Below are 15,906 nucleotides of genomic sequence, written 5' to 3'. Positions count from 1 at the left end.
CGTTAAACCTTGGACGTTAAACCTGAAACTCCCCTTAGTCTTCCGGATACGGAATGTAGACGAAGCCGGTGAATTCGGCGAGGACCACGAAGAGGCAGCAGTATTCGTCGGCGTTTTTGTAGTTTTCACGCCAGAGTTCAAGGGACTCAGGCGCAATGAGTTGACGCTCAATAAACTCGTCGACATACGTGGCTTTGTAGGTCAGCTCGTTGCCCATATTGCCTTGGCTAAACAGCAATTGACCCACGGCTACGTCGGTGTTCGAGGCCACAAATACGGGGTAATCCGAGAAGCCGCGCTTGCGGATCTGGTAGGAAGCTTCTTTCAGCGAGTCGGCCACCTTGACGAAATCGGCAGACACGATGCCCATCAGTTTCCGATTCAGATCGGGCGAATTCGCATCGTCCATCAGGACGTTTTCGTTACTGTAGTTGATCATGGGATGTGAAGGAAGGTTAATGTACAATGAACAATGTATAATGAACAATGGCTTCGCATATTACACTCAGTCGCGAAGCCATTGTTCATTATACATTGTTCATTGTACATTTTCTCTTAAAACCTCCCCGCGCCCAGGATCAGTTCCAGGTCTTTGTAGCGCATGTTGTAGGTGCGGGCGATGTGGGGGTTGGTGAGGGTGCCTTTGTGGCAATAGACGCCCTTCATAAACCAGCGATTGGCGTAGAGCATGGCTTCAATGCCGCCGATGGTGCCGGTCTGGAGCAAGAACGGCAGAAAAATATTGCTCAGCGCCATACTTGCCGTGTGGGGCACCCGCGCTGCAATATTGGGCACGCAGAAGTGGATCACGTCGTGCACCCGGAAAGTCGGATTCTTGTGCGAGGTCATCCGCGAAGTCTCGAAATTGCCGCCCTGGTCAATCGCCACGTCGATGATGACCGAGTGGGGTTTCATGCGGCTCACCATTGTGTCGGTTACTACCACCGGGCTGCGGCCATCGTCGCCGCGCAGGGCACCAATCACCACGTCGGCACGCTCAATGGCCTCCGAGAGGGTGTCTGAGTCCAGAATAGACGTGTAGACCGACGTGCCAATGGCGTATTTAAACCGCTGTAGTTTGTAAAGATCTTTGTCGAAAATCTTGATGTCGGCGCCCAGGCCCAGGGCGGCGCGGGTAGCGAATTCGGCCACGGTGCCCGCGCCAATGATGACCACTTTGGTAGGCGGCACGCCCGTGATACCCCCCAGAATGATGCCGCGACCATTGGCACTGCTGAGGTATTCACCCGCAATGAGCAGTACAATGCTCCCCGCCATCTCGCTCATCGACCGGATCACGGGCAGCCCCTCGGCTTTGTCTTCGATCAGCTCATAGGCGATGCCGGTCACGTTGCGGTCGTTAAGTTTCTCAAAATAAGACCGTTCGTGGGCGGGCAGGTTCAGAGCCGAAATAATCGTGGTGCCCTGCCTGAGGTGGTTAAACTCGTCGGCAACCAGCGGCTCAATCTTCAGAATCAGGTTGGCTTCGTAGACCTCTTTGGTCGAATAGACAATGTGCGCCCCGGCCTCGCTGTAGTCGCTGTCGCTGAATTTGGCACCCACACCGGCGTTGGTTTCCACCCGCACCTCGTGTCCGTTGCGCACCAGGATAGCCACGGCCTCGGGGGTAAGGGCAATGCGGTTTTCCTGCAACGACACCTCCTTGGGCAACCCAATCAGCAGGCTGCTCTGCGTCGACTTCACAGCCGCCGCTAGTTCTTTTGGGTAGAGCGATGTTTGCTTCGCTAGTTCTTCAAATCCTGTCACAGGCTTGGTAAGAAATTGATCAGGGTAAAGGGTCTGGGTTAACTGAGGGCCGTTTTTACGGTTCGTATGCCGTCGGGATCAACGGTGAGGTCGATGAGGTAGTAGTGAGCAGGCCACAGGCTGGCAATGCGTTCGGGCCACTCAATCAGGCAGTAGTTGCCCGAATCAAGGTATTCGTCAAGGCCAATATCGAGGGCTTCGGCTTCGTTGCGGAGCCGGTAGCAATCAAAATGATACACCGAATCGCCGGTTTGGGTGGTGTACTCGTTGACCAGCCCGAAGGTTGGGCTTTGCACCACGCTCACCACGCCCAACGCCCGACAGATGGCCTTGATCAGCGTGGTTTTGCCAACGCCCATATCGCCTTCGAAGAGCCACACCCGTTCCGGGCCGGCTTCGGCAATGAGTTGCTGCACCACAGCGTCGACTTCGGTTAGCTCAGTAAACGTAGCGGTCATGGTCGTGAACGTTGATTATAGCACAAAGATAGCCACTATGGCGCGAAAAGGCCATTCTGCCCTATGCATGCGGGCTAAACAACTGCCGAAACGTGAAGGCAAAGGGCGTGGGGCCATGTTCATCCAGCGAACGGAGCCGCGCTTTGGCCTCATCCACAGTTGGCTCGTGGCCTTCGTCTACCCACCACAGGGCCAGATAGGCCGTAGGAAATGTAGAAAACCACTCGTCGCGGCGGCGCATAACCACGGTATGGGCCGACTTAAACGCGAACTGCTTCAGGGCCTCGACAGACGTCCAGACCGACATGGTGACGATAATGAGGTCGTCGGCAAAGGGACTTAGGTCGGTCGCGTTGTTGCCTTCGCCCTTAAGTCTCCAGACGAAGCCGGGGCTACGTTCGGCCAGGGCGTTGATCTCGTCGAGTTGCGCCGCGAAATCGGCAATGAGCGGGTCGTGAATGGGCGCGAGGAGGCGCGAAATATTGATCTGGGCAATGTGCATGGGGTAGGGTCAAACCCGTAGCGACTGGATCAGTTGCCGTACCGACGAATGACCCAATAAAAGTAGGTAGTTGCCCGTTAAATATCGTTTTTCGCCCTCCACACGCACTAAGTCAGCCTCGTAGGCCAACTGGTTGTAGGCTTCGTCTGACGCCTGAAACAGCCGCGCCCACTGATCGGTAATGTCGGCATGAACGGGTTCTCCGCGTACTACCAGCCGATCATCAATTGAGTAATCGAACCGGCGGACGTTGCGGACAAACTGAAGCGCAAACTGGAGTACGTCGGGGGTGAGCCGTCCGTTTTTGAAGTGGACTAACTCGTGTTGTACGGCCAGTATCTGCATGAGCCGGGGCGTGGGTGTGCGGATGGCAAAAGCATAGCGCCGCAGAAAGAACAACCGCCCTAATGTATGCCGCATATAATAGCGGCTCAGCCGGTAGCCCAGCCCCCGTCCGGCCAGGGCATAATCCTGAAAAGCCAGCCCGCCATAAATAAACGGGACTGTGCCACGAAAAAAAGGCGTGTGTAATTTGTAGGTGTTATATGACTGAAAGCCAAGTAGTTGTCGGTTTCTATAGGCCATCACCACCGTAGGTTTATGCACGAAATGCGCCGACTCGATATAGTTGTCAGCCAACGGAAACCCGGTACGACGGGCCAGATCATAGAGCGCAGCAAGCTCATGCGACCTTAGGTCCTGGGCAGGTTTCAGCGTTATGGTTAGCACAGCAGAGGAGGGTTGTGGGACTGGAAATAACAAAATCCTTCCGCTATGCTGAATACCGTTTACTCAATTCACCGCATCGCCGGTGTGGTACGTCAGCCATCTGTTAACCAGCCTGTTACGTAAATAACTGATTAACAGATAAGTATATGTTAAACCAGCCACCTGCTAAATTACCGGGGGCTTGCCTGTAGATCACCCGACGCTAACGAATGCCGCTAGTAAGCGCGCCATTCAGTTGCCTAAACGCTTGGTTACCGGTATCTGATTGATGTGAAGCCTAAACGTCTGTCTGCCAACATCTGACCCATAGGGGGCCTGTATATTCACTTGTAAGGGGTTGGTTAGATAAAAAAACGGCTGACTGATGGGGGGCATCGGTCAGCCGTTGGTATGGGATTGGTGGCGGTATTACTTCATGTTGTGGTACACCATCTGCACGTCGTCGTCTTCTTCGATGCGCTCGATGAGCTTCTCCACATCGGCCGCCTGCTCGTCGGTGAGTTCTTTGTAATCGGTGGGGATACGCTCAAATTCAGCACCTTTCAGTTCGTAGCCCTTTTCTTCGAGGTATTTCTGGAGGGCACCGAAGGCCGTGAAGTCGCCGTAGATCACGATTTGGTTTGTCTCTTCGTCCAGTTCCAGCTCGTCGGCACCGAGGTCGATGAGTTCCAGTTCCAGTTCTTCCATGTCTATGCCCTCAGCGGGAATGCGGAACACCGATTTGCGGGTAAACATGAAGTCGAGCATGCCCTGCGTACCCAGGCTGCCACCCAGCTTGTTGAGGTAGCTGCGGATGTTGGCCACCGTCCGGTTGAGGTTATCCGTTGCCGTTTCGATCACCAGGCCCACGCCATGGGGGGCGTAACCTTCATACACAATCTCTTTGTAATCCTCCTGCTCCTTCGACGACGCCTTTTTGATAGCCCGCTCCACGTTCTCTTTGGGCATGTTGGCGGCCTTGGCGTTCTGGATGATGGCCCGTAACCGTCCGTTGGTGTCGGGGTCGGGTCCGCCGGCTTTCACGGCAATGACAATGTCTTTTCCGATGCGGGTGAAGGTTTTGGCCATCTGCCCCCAGCGTTTCATTTTTCGGGCTTTCCGGTATTCAAATGCGCGTCCCATTTTTTAAGGAGTCCAAGGTTTAATGTCTAACGTCTAAAGTTGCTTCGCGTACTAGAGTGCCGCACGCGAAGCAACTTTAGGCGTTAGACATTAAACCCTGGACTATTTTTTTAAATTGTTTCAACAGTGTTCAATAGGTCAACATCCACCATGCCCCGTGTCAAATCCTCGAAGGTGTCGCGCTGACGGATCAGGTGGGCGGTGCCTTCGTAGATCAGCACTTCGGCGGGGCGGCTGCGGAGATTATAGGTCGAGGCCATGCTGAAACCATAGGCTCCGGCATTTTCAATCGACAGCACGTCGCCGGGCCGTACTTCGGGCAGCACACGGTTGGTAGCGAAGGTATCTGTTTCGCAGATATAGCCCACCACGTCGTAGGTTGTTGGCGTGCCCGCTGGGTTGCTCAGGTTCACAATCTCGTGGTAGGCGTCGTACATCATGGGCCGGATCAGGTGGTTCAGGCCCGAATCGACCTGCACGAAGGTGCGGGTGGGGTGCTGCTTCACCACGTTCACGCCCACCAGCAAATGGCCCGACTCGCTTACCAGAAACTTGCCCGGCTCAAACCATAGTTCCAGTTCACGGCCGTATCGAGCACAAAAGGCACCGAACGCTTCCGACATGGCGGCACCGAGTTCGGCCATGTCCGTTACGTGGTCGCCCTCGCGGTAGGCCACTTTAAACCCACTGCCGAAGTCCATAAACTGAAGGTCGGGGTAGTCACCCGCCAGGTCGAACAGCACCTCGGCACCCTGCAAAAACGTCCGGGCCGACTTAAAATCGGAGCCTGTGTGTACGTGCAGGCCTTCTACCACGATGCCGTAGTGCGCCACAACCCGGGCAATGTCGGCGCGGAGGGCGTGAGGAATACCAAACTTCGAGTCGGCATGGCCCGTCTGAATTTTCAGGTTACCGCCGTCGGCCACGCTGGGGTTAATCCGCAGGCAAACAGGCACGCTGCTGCCGTAGGTTTCGCCCACCTGCTCCAGCAGGGGCAGGCTGTCGACGTTCAGGCGCAGGCCCATCCGGATGGCCTCTTCGATTTCGGTCCAGGCGTTGCCGCTGGGGGTATACATGATCTGGCCCGGAGCATAGCCCGCCATTCGGGCCAGCCGCGCTTCGTTTACCGACACCACGTCGACCTCTACGCCCTGCATCCGCATCAGCTTCAGGATCGAGAGGTTGGTGAGGGCTTTGGTGGCGTATTTTATTTTGAGGTTCACCCCGCGAAACGCCGCCCGGAACTGGTTGATCTGGTCAATGATCCTGTCGGCATCATAGACGTAGAGAGGCAGACCAAACTCGTCGGCGAGGGTGGTGGTGGGGATACCCTGAAGGTGATAAGGCGATGACATATGGGGCAAAATAGGCCGCAAATATACGGTTTTGGGCCGCAGAGGGCAAATTTAAGGGAAGGCCTGAAGGGTAAGTTCCGCCTTTCTGACGGACCAGAATAAGCTTGCGCTTACGCTCGAAATTGCCTGGCTGACAAAATAAAAATTCGCGCTGCGCGGGCGGTTTTGCATCACACGTGCTCTCTTTGCCGTACTTTGAGGCGACGATACACCCCCCGGGCGGGGGTTTGAAACCTAACGCGAACAGCCCCAGCGCCAATGATGGTATTTTGCCGTTCGCTCAATAGATTGCCAACGAATGACAACCTTCTACCTCTTTTTGTCGAATCCTCCCTTGTGAAACAGCCGCTTTTTTTAGTGCCCGAAAGCCAGTTACTACCAAAATTGGCCAAACGAGACGAACAGGCGTTTCAATGGTTATACGACCAGTATGCCCATGTATTATATGGAGTAGTACTCACTATTGTGGAAAAACCCAGTGTGGCCGCCAAGGTAGTAGAAGATGTTTTTGTCGCTGCCTGGGCCGATTTTGATACGTTTGCGCCGCGTCAGAGCAGTTTATTGACCTGGCTGCTAAACCGCGCCCGCCGGGCTGCACATGGTTGCGTTGACCCGCAAACAAGTGGGAGTCAGGTAAAATTTAGTCAAGATTCTACGGAAGTAGACAATCTAATGGCAGATGAACACCGTATTTTGTTAAATAAAATGTATTTCTGCGGACAGACTGCCGACCAGCTTGCTGAGTCTGCCCAGTTGCCTCCACAAGGGTTGCGGAGGCTGATGCAGACCACACTACAGGAACTTAAACAAGTATTCAGCCGATGAACATACCCGACTACATTGATTCCGGAATTCTGGAATCGTATGCGCTGGGAGCCGTCAGCGACCAGGAGCGGCGCGAGGTACAATGTTTGTCTGCCATTTATCCCGAAATTCGTCAGGAACTGGATAAGCTGACACAGGCGCTCGAAAACTACGCTCTCCTGCACAGCACCGAACCGCCAGCTGATCTTCAGGCGCGCATTCGCAGTCGGCTCACGATGGGGCCACCCGCACCATCGGAAAGCACCAATACAGACACAACGTCGGGCGCCAAGGTGGTACCCCTGCACCGCGAGGTGCCTACATTTCAGGTAGCCTGGGTAGCCGCCGCAGCCGTGGGGCTGGTGCTGATCGCCTTTGCGTATTTTTTGATCAATCAGCTTAAAAACAAGCAGGAATACGCCGACGAACTGGCGCAGACCAACACCCGTATCCAGACAGAGGTGAGCCAGTTGAAACAGCAGCAGGCGCATAACAGTCAGTTGATCAGCCTGTTGAAAACACCCGGTGTGGAAACGATCCGGCTGGCGAAAGCCAAACCAGATGGTGCACAGGCCGATCTGGTGGTGTACTGGAACCGGGCTGCCAAACAGGTGACGCTGGAAGTAGAGTCGCTGCCCACACTTCCCGCCGACAAGCAATACCAGCTCTGGGCGCTGGTGGGGGGTAAGCCCGTCGATGCCGGTGTATTTGGTACTGACCGTCAGCGGCTGCAACGCACGGCCCGCGCCATTGCCGCTGCCGACGCCTTTGCCGTGACTATTGAGAAGGCAGGGGGTAGCCCCACACCCACACTGTCGACGTTGTTGGCCATGGGTAAAGTAAGCTAAACTGTCGTGGGTTTTGGGGTGTTGAGCCGGTATGGATATCAACTACCGGTTCTACCCGACCCTGCTCAACACCTTCTCGCGCTACCTGCACGGCGGCAACCTGACCGAACAGGCCCTGCTCGACGCCATCAACCGGGTGCCGCAACCCTCCACCGCGGCGCAGGAGCGGGGCACTTCGTTTGAAGAAACCCTGATCAAAGGCGTTGACGAAGAACGTTTCGACCCCGACATTCTGAAGAAAGTGCGGAAACTGCTGCCGCGCCCCATCGTCGACACGCAGGTGTATTGCCAGTGGCAGATCGACGATGTGCTGTTCTACGGTTACGTCGACCTGATTGGTAAATACAAAGCTGTCGATATCAAAACTACGGGCTCGTATCAGCCGGGGCGGTACCTGTTCAACCACCAGAACCTGTATCTCCACGCGCTGAAGAAAAAGGGTATCAAGCTGATGGAATACGTCATCACCGATTTCAAGGACGTGTTCGTTGAAAGCTATACCCTCACGCACTCCATTGATCGCCAACTCGAAGAAATTCAGCAGTTTAAAGCCTTCATCAATGCCAACCGGGCGTTGATTACAGACAAAAAAATAGTGGTGTAAATTTTAATGATAAGTGATGAATTTGCGGACGCCAACTACGCTGACGTCCGCAAATTCATCACTTATCATTCATCACTCACCATTCCTTGTTCCCCCATGTTTGCTCTTTACCGGACAGTGTATACGGGTTTGCCGCGGCGGATGTGGCTGTTGGCGGGGGTGATGCTCATCAACCGATGCGGCACCATGGTATTGCCGTACCTGTCGCTATACATGACCCAGCACCTGCACTTTTCGGTGGAAGAAGCCGGGATTGTGTTGGCTGCTTTTGGGCTGGGGTCGGTGCTGGGGACGTTTTTGGGCGGGCAGCTTACCGACCGGCTGGGGTTCTATTCTATCCAGTTGTTTAGCCTGCTCTTTGGCGGGCTTATGCTCCTTGGCCTTCAGTTTATCACCTCTTTTCCGGGTTTGTGCGCCGCCGTTTTTGTGTTCACCCTTCTGGGTGATGCCTTTCGTCCGGCCAACTCAGCGGCCATTGCCTACTACAGCACACCCGAAACCCGAACGCGGGCCTACTCGCTTAACCGGCTGGCTATCAATCTGGGCTGGGCAGTGGGCGGCGGCCTGGGTGGTCTGCTGGCAAGCATCAACTACCGGTTGCTGTTCTGGGTTGATGGTCTCACCTGCCTCAGCGCAGCCTTTTTCCTGCTCTACGCCCTGCCACGGCCCACTACCGCACCACCGCCGCCCGATGCCGTCCAGACAGAGCAGGTACGCATACAGTCGCCGTATCGGGATGGGTTGTTTATGCTGTTTACGGGTTGCGTGCTGCTGTATACCACGGCATTCGTGCCTTTTTTTAGCTTTATCCCGCTCTATTTCAAAGAGAACTTAGGGCTGAACGAAGCCAAAATCGGGGTGCTGTCGGCCATGAACGGGCTGCTGATCGTGGGGGTCGAAATGGTGCTTGTCTACAGCCTCGAACGGCGGTTCCGGCGCCGGATGGGCATCTCGGCGGTGGGCGTGCTGCTAACGGCCCTGAGCTTTGTTGCCCTTGCCACCACCTACTGGCCGGGCGTAGCCGTCGTCACGATCCTGCTGATGACTGTGGGCGAAATGCTGGCCATGCCGTTTATGCAAACCTTCACGGCCAACCGCGCCAACGACAGCAACCGGGGCCAGTATATGGGCCTCTACGCCATGGCCTGGGCGCTGGCTCAGGTGTGTAGCCCTGTCCTCTGTTCGCAGGTGGTGCAGTGGGTTGGTTTTACCCCACTCTGGTGGCTGCTCACCGGCCTAGCGGTGGTGTCGGCAGCGGGATTGTTTTGGGTAAACAGGGTCGTAGGGGTTCGCTAGGTACTTGTCGGTTCAACCACTCATTCTTCACGCTTCACCAGCTGGTTATGTCGGTTCATCGGGATATTGGTTGGTCGTTTAGCCGCCGGCCACGATCTTGACGCGTCCTTGCCTATGCAAACGTGAAGTACGCTAACGATATAAAAATCAGGCTGTTTGGCCCCCCGGCGCTGTTCCTGTTCGGTACAACTTTCTTTCGGCTGAACTGGTATTTTGAGTTTTCCCTGCGCCAGATCATCAAGACCGACATTATCGCCATTTCGGCGGGCTACATCTGCTGGGAACTAACCCGCCGGGTGGTGCTGGCCGTTCAGCGCCGCTACCCCAGCCACACCCAGACCCGCACCCGAATTACCTGGCTGGCGCTGGCCCTGCCTGTTCTGGCCAATTTTGGCTGGTTTATTCGCAAAGTGGCCCATACTGTGTTCGACCAGAAAGGCTGGTACTGGCCCACTGCCGTTGACTATACTTCGTCGCTGGGTATCCAGTTTTTTTACCACTGCGTGTACATGGTCATCTACGAAGGGGGCTACGTCCTGCGGCAATGGCAGCAGACGTACGTGGAAAAAGAGGCGCTGGTGAAGGCAAACCTGCAAAGTCAGCTTGATTCGCTGAAGAACCAGATCAACCCGCACTTTCTGTTCAACAACCTCAATTCACTCTCGTCGCTGATTAGCGAAAACCCCCGGCAGGCCGAAGCATTTGTTGATGAAATCAGCAGTGTGTATCGCTACCTGCTGCGCAGTAACGAGTTCGACCTCACCACCCTGCGCAACGAACTGGCATTTATCGACTCGTATTTCCACTTGCTCAAAACCCGCTACACGGCCGGTATCGAACTACATATCTTCGCCCCCGAACACGAACAGGGTCTGCTCTTACCCCCGCTGACACTACAGGTGCTGGTAGAAAACGCGGTGAAACACAACATTATCCTGGCCGAACAACCCCTGCACATCGAGATCCTGGCGCGCGATGGTAGCCTGATTGTGCGCAACAACTTGCAGCGCAAATCCACCAGCGTAGTCTCGAATCGGGTTGGGCTGGCCAATATTGCCACCAAGTATCAATTGCTGGGCACCGGGGGGATCGACATTCGGGAAGAGGCCAGTTCGTTTGTGGTTACGCTACCGCTGCTGGCTGCCAGCACCACCGACCACCCAACCATGCCGCCGTTTGTGCTGGCTGGTTCGTAATCGGTTAATACGCTTCACCCAACAGACGTGCTGGTTGAAGGCCGGTTTTGTCCTGTTCAACGGTCAGGTTATTTGGGTGCGATAGTATAAGCCGTTATTTTGATGCATTGCAGTGCCTTTGTCCCGTTAACCTCCTAAATCAAATCGCTCCAGAACCATGCTGAACGTATTTATTGTCGAAGATGAAGAACTGGCCGTTCGCAAACTGACCAAGCTGTTGCAGGAGGTAGACCCCACCATTGAAATTGTGGGCACGGCAGCCAGCGTACGGGCGTCGGTGAACTGGCTGGAGCAGAACCGCACAACGGGGCAGCCCGCCCCCGACCTGATCCTGATGGATATTGAACTGGCCGATGGGCAGAGTTTCGATATTTTCGAGCAAACACCGGTTGAGTCGCCGGTTATCTTCACAACGTCGTATGACGAGTATGCACTTAAAGCATTCAAAGTCAACAGTATAGACTATCTGCTGAAGCCCATTAAACGCCGGGAGCTGGAGGCCAGCCTGGAGAAACATCACCGGCTTCGCAGTCAGCAGACAACCACCCAAGTGCCCGTTCAGGATGCCGGCCGCGTGGCGATCGACGTGCTGGTGCAGCAACTTCGGCAGCAGATTCAGCCCACCGACTACCGCAAGCGGTTTCTGGTACGTCACCTGCAGCAGTGGGTACCGGTGGAGGTAGCCGACGTAGCTTATTTCTATTCTGAAGACGGTGTGAGCCTCTTCCGTACCAATAACAACCAGAAGTTTTCGCTCGACTACACCCTCGACGAACTGGAAGCGATGCTGGACCCGACGCAGTTTTTCCGGGCCAACCGCCAGTTTATCATCGACATCAACTCGGTGCAGCAGATTCACCCTTATTTCAACAATAAACTGAAGCTAACCATCAAACCCGCCCCCACCGACGAGGTTATTGTGAGCCGCGAACGGGCTACGGATTTCAAAAAATGGATGGGGAAGTGAAGGGGCAGGTACAGTAGAACAATAATTTGGGCTGATGGGCTGGAAAGAACCGGTTCGGGATTATCTTACCAACGTTAACCGACATACCCCATCGGTTGGTTAGCAACACTGTCTGACCACGTTATGCTCAATCCAACACAAGCCGACCTTTCGCCAGCTTTCTACCAGTCAGTACTCGATTATTCGCTTACACGAATTTACGCGGCAATCGCCGTGCGCGACCCAGATACAAACGAACTGGTTGATTTTCAAGTCATTTTGTCAAACTATGCCTTTCGCAAGGCGGTTGCCCGTACAGAAGCTGAATTAAGTACCAACTCCCTGCGCGCGTTGTTTCCGGTGCTCGACCGCAGCGGATATTTCAACGAGTACCGTCGGGTGGTGGAAACGGGCATATCGTTTACAGGTGAGCTGGATGGAGCTGGCCCTGCCGGGCGCGACTGGTACAAGATCACGGTAAGGAAACTCAACGACGGTATCGTTGTCAACCTGATCGACATCACAGACCGTAAGCAGCAGGAACAAGCCAACCTGCTTAAAACCATCGCCAACGAAACACAATCGGCCATTGCCCTGCTCGAAGCTGTACGTGACGAAGCAGGTACGTTTGTCGATCTACGTTTTGCGCTGGCAAATCCCACCTGCGCTCAGATTCTGGGGCGCAGCCAGCAGGAACTCATCGGGGCCAATTACCTCAGCCTGTTTCCGGAAGCGCAACATGATGGTATGCTCGACTTATACCGAAACGTACTGGAGACAGGTGAACCGCTACAGCTATCAGAACTGGAATACCGGTCTGGGGCCGTCAATGGCTGGTTCGACACCAGGATTTCCCGCTATGGTGACGGGGCCATTGTCACGTTCAATGACATTACGGCCATCAAAGAAAATGAACTGGCCCTCTCGCGGCAGAGTGAGCAACTACGCGCCACGCTTGATGCATCGCTCAGCTCTATTTTCTACATGACGGCCATTTATGAGCCACAAACTGCCCAAATCATTGATTTCCGGGTGGAAATGGCCAACAAAGCCACCGAACGAAGTATCAACATGAAACCGGAGGAAATAGAAGGTCATACCTTGATGACCCTGTTTCCGGGTAATGCAGAGAATGGTTTTTTCGACGCCTACGTGCGTGTAATGCAGACTGGCCAGCCCGAACAGATGACGCAGCATTACCGCGACGAACTGGGGCTGGAAGGCTGGTTTGAAGTGTCGGCTGTAAAGCAGGGGGCTGACAGTATGGTAGTCACCTTCATGAACGTGACCGAGAGCAAGCAACTCGAGCGACAGCTTCGGGAGTCGAACGCCAGCCTCGATCAGTTTGCGGCGGTAGCCAGTCATGATTTGCAGGAGCCATTGCGGAAGATTAACTCGTTTAGCCAGGTACTGCGGGAGCAGTACGCGTCCAGATTAGGCGATGGGGCTGAGTTGTTGCTCCGCATGCAGTCGGCCGCTAACCGAATGCAGACGCTCATCCATGATCTGCTGGCCTACTCGCGGCTGTCGGGTGGCCAATCGGTGCCGAATCAGTCGGTTGATTTAAACCGGCTCATCGGCGATGTGCTGATTGATCTGGAAGTGGCTATTCAGGAAAAAGTAGCGTCGATTCAGGTAGATAAGCTACCTGCGTTGACAGGTAATGCGCTGCAATTGAGGCAGATATTTCAAAACCTGTTGTCCAATGCGCTCAAGTTCAGCAAGCCCAATCTGCCGCCCCACGTAAGGGTGTCAGGCCAGGAAGTGAAGCGCACCGCCCTGCCTGCCGAGCTGATCCTACCGGGTAAGCCACGACTAGCCTACTGGCAAATTACCGTGGCCGACGCAGGTATTGGCTTTAATGAAGCTTACCGTGAGCGCATCTTTGGCGCTTTCGAACGGCTCCACGGCCGCAGTAGCCAGTACAGTGGCACGGGCATTGGACTGGCTATTGTAAAGAAAGTGATGGATAACCATGGCGGGGCTGTATTGGCCCATAGCCGCGAAGGAGAAGGGGCAACGTTTACGCTGTATTTCCCAAAATAAAGATCGCCAGCCGTACGGAAGGCTATATAAGCGAACAGCCCCGACCTTGTGGGCCGGGGCTGTTCTTTCCATAGTGTTGAGTAAATCAGGGACGCGAAAGCAACGTTAGTTTGCCTTTACTGCATCTTTCGCTGAGTTGATGCCCGACTTAGCGTCGTCAGCAAACTCATCTACTTTATTGTTGTAATCGGCTTTGGCTTCGTACTTGTTCTTGTTGAACTCGTCTTTCGCCTCACCTTTAGCCTGATTGAACTGGTCTTTTGCCTGATCAGCATACTGGCTGGCCTGGCCTTTTACCTGGTTGAACTGGTCTTTCGCCTGATCAACGTATTGGCCTGCCTGCTCTTTCACTTTGTCGAACTGATCTTTGGCCTGGGCAACGCCTTTGTTCCATTGATCTTTCAACCCTTCGGTCCGCTTGTTTGCTTCTTCGGTCAGTTTATCGCGGGTCTCTTTGCCGCTACGGGGTGCTGTCAGGATGCCAATGGCTACGCCGGTCAGAACGCCGGTCAGGAAATCACGTGTGCTACGCATTGTGTTGGTTGGTTTGTGGTGAATCATTTAACTTAAAACTTCGCCCGGCGCTTTGCTTCGCCAGCAACACTTTTGGTCTTTGAGGCAGCGGTGTCGACATAATCGTTGTATTGGCTGCGGATGCTTTCGAGACCGTCTTGCAGTTGATCCTGCAAATTCTTGAAGAAGTTATCAGTCTCCGACGACAGGCCTTCGCGGGTTTTCTTGCCACTCTGTGGAGCGAGCAGAACACCGACAACAACACCAGCCGCCAGGCCTAAAAGAATTCCGGGTAACGATTTCATGTGCTTGGTTTGCGTTAAGTGAAATGGATCAAAACGTCTGACCATCCTTTTGAAAATATCGTACCAAGATGCCGACGCTGGAGAAACAGGTAAGTAGATTGCTATAAATCAGTGAGTTGTCATTTTTGAATTCAACAGATGATTTGATTGACGTATCTTGTTGACGGGGAACAACTTCTACAATATGGTCATCCCTCCCCCCAACCAACGCCCTGATGTTACCTAACCGTCTGCTTTTACAAACAGGCTTATTGAGCGGTATAGCCTGCTGCCTGCTCAACTGCTCTACGGCAACATACTACGTTGTTCGCCATGCCGAGCGGGCCAATGAGACCGATACAACCAGTTTGTCGGCAGTGGGATTGCAGCGGGCCGACAAACTGGCCACGCGGCTGGGGTTGGTCAAACTCGACAGTATTTATGCCACGCCTTATACCCGCACTCGTCAGACAGCCCTGCCCACCGCTCGCGCAAAGAATCTACCGGTGACACAATACCCCACCAGGCCACCTACCGAGCTATCCAATCGACTGCTTACTTTTAAAGGGCAATCGGCCCTGGTTGTAGGTCATAGTAATACGGTGCTGCCGTTGGTAGCGGCGTTGGGTGCTAAACCAACTATTGCGGTCATCAACCACGGCGACTACCAGTATCTATTTATCGTGACCCGCCGCCAGACACCTTTTGGCAAGCGTGTCTACCTGCGTGAAGAAACGTATTAAGAAATTTTTGATTTGGGATTGCGGATTGGGGATTGGTTGCTGACGCCGGTGCAGGTTATGCATGAGCAAACCCAGGCGTCGGCAACCAATCCCCAATCCGCAATCCCAAATCCAACACCCCAAATCCTCTATGCCCACTCTACTTGTTTTCTTTCGTCTTTCAGTCATTACCACATTATCGCTGGCTCCGGCCGTTGCGGCGCTGGCGCAGGGGCCTACGGTAGCCCAGCCCAACAGCCTTTCGGTTCCCAAAAAGAAATCGGGGCAAGCCGCCCGGCCAACCGGACCCCGTATCGGGAAATTCGTTCGTAAAACATCGCGGGAAGTACCTGATGTTTATAAGGGCCGGGTGCTCACGGTGGGGTCGGGTGGGGGCGTGGTGGGTCTGGAAACGGCCTACTCCCTGCTCGACGATGGGCGCTTGTTCAGCAAAACCAGCAAGGCTACTACCTACACTTTCCTGGGCACTCAGACGCCCCAAAACACCAAACGCGTGTTTTGGTCGGTAGAGGATCGGTGCCAGATAAAAAAGACGGCTTTCGACAAGCCGGGGAATATATATCGCTTTGTGCAGTGGCGAAAAGGCGCTGAAAAGCACAAGGTTACCTGGATGCCGGGCGACAAAACGTTACCTGCCAATTACGAAAAAGTATATACGGGTTTTATGGGCATGTTGCCCAAAAAGTAGTCGAT

The 15,906-nt window shown here is 54.3% G+C and carries 18 protein-coding genes; 9 read left to right on the top strand and 9 right to left on the bottom strand.

All coding sequences use genetic code 11. The features are described from left to right. Nucleotides 1-34 precede the first annotated feature (34 nt). The 7 genes from J2I47_RS06825 to lysA all read right to left on the bottom strand — a co-directional run bounded on the left by J2I47_RS06825 (nt 35) and on the right by lysA (nt 5,933). A complete protein-coding gene (locus J2I47_RS06825) occupies nt 35-439 on the bottom strand; it encodes a hypothetical protein (protein WP_207363788.1) in 405 nt (134 codons plus the stop codon). Nucleotides 440-555: 116 nt separating this feature from the next. Beyond that, entirely contained in the window at nt 556-1,767 is a 1,212-nt protein-coding gene (locus J2I47_RS06820; protein ID WP_207363787.1) for an alanine dehydrogenase, read from the bottom strand. A 38-nt stretch (nt 1,768-1,805) separates the two neighbouring features. Continuing rightward, nucleotides 1,806-2,225 carry a tRNA (adenosine(37)-N6)-threonylcarbamoyltransferase complex ATPase subunit type 1 TsaE gene (tsaE, locus tag J2I47_RS06815; RefSeq protein WP_207363786.1) on the bottom strand — a complete coding sequence of 140 codons (420 nt, stop codon included), beginning with the start codon at nt 2,223-2,225 and terminating at the stop codon, nt 1,806-1,808. A 61-nt stretch (nt 2,226-2,286) separates the two neighbouring features. Continuing rightward, complete coding sequence (locus J2I47_RS06810; protein ID WP_207363785.1) at nt 2,287-2,727, bottom strand: DUF3291 domain-containing protein; 441 nt, start codon at nt 2,725-2,727, stop codon at nt 2,287-2,289. 9 nt (nt 2,728-2,736) lie between these two features. Beyond that, nucleotides 2,737-3,456 (bottom strand): hypothetical protein, encoded by a 720-nt coding sequence (locus J2I47_RS06805; RefSeq protein WP_207363784.1) that lies wholly within the window; start codon nt 3,454-3,456, stop codon nt 2,737-2,739. A 408-nt stretch (nt 3,457-3,864) separates the two neighbouring features. Continuing rightward, a complete protein-coding gene (locus J2I47_RS06800; RefSeq protein ID WP_207363783.1) occupies nt 3,865-4,578 on the bottom strand; it encodes a YebC/PmpR family DNA-binding transcriptional regulator in 714 nt (237 codons plus the stop codon). Nucleotides 4,579-4,688: 110 nt separating this feature from the next. Next, a complete protein-coding gene (gene lysA, locus J2I47_RS06795) occupies nt 4,689-5,933 on the bottom strand; it encodes a diaminopimelate decarboxylase (protein WP_207363782.1) in 1,245 nt (414 codons plus the stop codon). A 336-nt stretch (nt 5,934-6,269) separates the two neighbouring features. Here lysA and J2I47_RS06790 point away from each other — a divergent pair, with 336 nt between their 5' ends. The 7 genes from J2I47_RS06790 to J2I47_RS06760 all read left to right on the top strand — a co-directional run bounded on the left by J2I47_RS06790 (nt 6,270) and on the right by J2I47_RS06760 (nt 13,673). Continuing rightward, nucleotides 6,270-6,758 carry an RNA polymerase sigma factor gene (locus J2I47_RS06790; protein ID WP_207363781.1) on the top strand — a complete coding sequence of 163 codons (489 nt, stop codon included), beginning with the start codon at nt 6,270-6,272 and terminating at the stop codon, nt 6,756-6,758. Beyond that, nucleotides 6,755-7,585 carry an anti-sigma factor gene (locus J2I47_RS06785; protein ID WP_207363780.1) on the top strand — a complete coding sequence of 277 codons (831 nt, stop codon included), beginning with the start codon at nt 6,755-6,757 and terminating at the stop codon, nt 7,583-7,585. The genes J2I47_RS06790 and J2I47_RS06785 overlap by 4 nt, the downstream gene beginning before the upstream one ends. 31 nt (nt 7,586-7,616) lie before the next feature. Next, nucleotides 7,617-8,189 (top strand): PD-(D/E)XK nuclease family protein, encoded by a 573-nt coding sequence (locus J2I47_RS06780; protein ID WP_207363779.1) that lies wholly within the window; start codon nt 7,617-7,619, stop codon nt 8,187-8,189. A 96-nt stretch (nt 8,190-8,285) separates the two neighbouring features. Further along, nucleotides 8,286-9,485 carry an MFS transporter gene (locus J2I47_RS06775; RefSeq protein WP_207363778.1) on the top strand — a complete coding sequence of 400 codons (1,200 nt, stop codon included), beginning with the start codon at nt 8,286-8,288 and terminating at the stop codon, nt 9,483-9,485. A gap of 122 nt (nt 9,486-9,607) precedes the next feature. After that, entirely contained in the window at nt 9,608-10,681 is a 1,074-nt protein-coding gene (locus tag J2I47_RS06770) for a sensor histidine kinase (RefSeq protein WP_207363777.1), read from the top strand. Between the two features lie 160 nt (nt 10,682-10,841). Continuing rightward, nucleotides 10,842-11,648: a LytR/AlgR family response regulator transcription factor gene (locus J2I47_RS06765; protein ID WP_207363828.1), complete on the top strand. Its 807-nt coding sequence runs from the start codon at nt 10,842-10,844 to the stop codon at nt 11,646-11,648. Nucleotides 11,649-11,771: 123 nt separating this feature from the next. Beyond that, nucleotides 11,772-13,673 carry a PAS domain-containing protein gene (locus J2I47_RS06760; RefSeq protein ID WP_207363776.1) on the top strand — a complete coding sequence of 634 codons (1,902 nt, stop codon included), beginning with the start codon at nt 11,772-11,774 and terminating at the stop codon, nt 13,671-13,673. Nucleotides 13,674-13,778: 105 nt separating this feature from the next. Here J2I47_RS06760 and J2I47_RS06755 read toward each other — a convergent pair whose 3' ends face one another. Both J2I47_RS06755 and J2I47_RS06750 read right to left on the bottom strand, forming a co-directional pair. Next, complete coding sequence (locus J2I47_RS06755) at nt 13,779-14,207, bottom strand: YtxH domain-containing protein (protein WP_207363775.1); 429 nt, start codon at nt 14,205-14,207, stop codon at nt 13,779-13,781. 32 nt (nt 14,208-14,239) lie between these two features. Then, nucleotides 14,240-14,491, bottom strand: a complete 252-nt coding sequence (locus J2I47_RS06750; protein WP_207363774.1) for a YtxH domain-containing protein — start codon at nt 14,489-14,491, stop codon at nt 14,240-14,242. A gap of 215 nt (nt 14,492-14,706) precedes the next feature. On the opposite strand from J2I47_RS06750, the gene J2I47_RS06745 reads away from it, so the two are divergent. Both J2I47_RS06745 and J2I47_RS26490 read left to right on the top strand, forming a co-directional pair. Further along, nucleotides 14,707-15,213: a histidine phosphatase family protein gene (locus J2I47_RS06745; RefSeq protein ID WP_207363773.1), complete on the top strand. Its 507-nt coding sequence runs from the start codon at nt 14,707-14,709 to the stop codon at nt 15,211-15,213. Between the two features lie 130 nt (nt 15,214-15,343). Further along, complete coding sequence (locus J2I47_RS26490) at nt 15,344-15,901, top strand: FAD-binding oxidoreductase (RefSeq protein WP_229374325.1); 558 nt, start codon at nt 15,344-15,346, stop codon at nt 15,899-15,901. The last annotated feature ends 5 nt before the right edge of the window (nt 15,902-15,906 follow it).

Source organism: Fibrella rubiginis (assembly GCF_017353185.1).
GTDB classification, from domain to species: Bacteria; Bacteroidota; Bacteroidia; order Cytophagales; family Spirosomataceae; genus Fibrella; species Fibrella rubiginis.
Note: the sequence above shows the minus strand (reverse complement) of the source record. Positions and strands in the feature narration are given on the sequence as shown.

What these genes read in the sequence shown, in the direction of transcription:
- J2I47_RS06810 (WP_207363785.1), bottom strand. Translation starts at nt 2,727, where the DNA reads ATGCACATTGCCCAGATCAATATTTCGCGCCTCCTCGCGCCCATTCAC.
- lysA (WP_207363782.1), bottom strand. Translation starts at nt 5,933, where the DNA reads ATGTCATCGCCTTATCACCTTCAGGGTATCCCCACCACCACCCTCGCC.
- J2I47_RS06755 (WP_207363775.1), bottom strand. Translation starts at nt 14,207, where the DNA reads ATGCGTAGCACACGTGATTTCCTGACCGGCGTTCTGACCGGCGTAGCC.
- J2I47_RS06775 (WP_207363778.1), top strand. Translation starts at nt 8,286, where the DNA reads ATGTTTGCTCTTTACCGGACAGTGTATACGGGTTTGCCGCGGCGGATG.
- J2I47_RS06825 (WP_207363788.1), bottom strand. Translation starts at nt 439, where the DNA reads ATGATCAACTACAGTAACGAAAACGTCCTGATGGACGATGCGAATTCG.
- J2I47_RS06750 (WP_207363774.1), bottom strand. Translation starts at nt 14,491, where the DNA reads ATGAAATCGTTACCCGGAATTCTTTTAGGCCTGGCGGCTGGTGTTGTT.
- J2I47_RS06780 (WP_207363779.1), top strand. Translation starts at nt 7,617, where the DNA reads ATGGATATCAACTACCGGTTCTACCCGACCCTGCTCAACACCTTCTCG.
- J2I47_RS06745 (WP_207363773.1), top strand. Translation starts at nt 14,707, where the DNA reads ATGTTACCTAACCGTCTGCTTTTACAAACAGGCTTATTGAGCGGTATA.
- J2I47_RS26490 (WP_229374325.1), top strand. Translation starts at nt 15,344, where the DNA reads ATGCCCACTCTACTTGTTTTCTTTCGTCTTTCAGTCATTACCACATTA.
- J2I47_RS06800 (WP_207363783.1), bottom strand. Translation starts at nt 4,578, where the DNA reads ATGGGACGCGCATTTGAATACCGGAAAGCCCGAAAAATGAAACGCTGG.
- J2I47_RS06760 (WP_207363776.1), top strand. Translation starts at nt 11,772, where the DNA reads ATGCTCAATCCAACACAAGCCGACCTTTCGCCAGCTTTCTACCAGTCA.
- J2I47_RS06785 (WP_207363780.1), top strand. Translation starts at nt 6,755, where the DNA reads ATGAACATACCCGACTACATTGATTCCGGAATTCTGGAATCGTATGCG.
- tsaE (WP_207363786.1), bottom strand. Translation starts at nt 2,225, where the DNA reads ATGACCGCTACGTTTACTGAGCTAACCGAAGTCGACGCTGTGGTGCAG.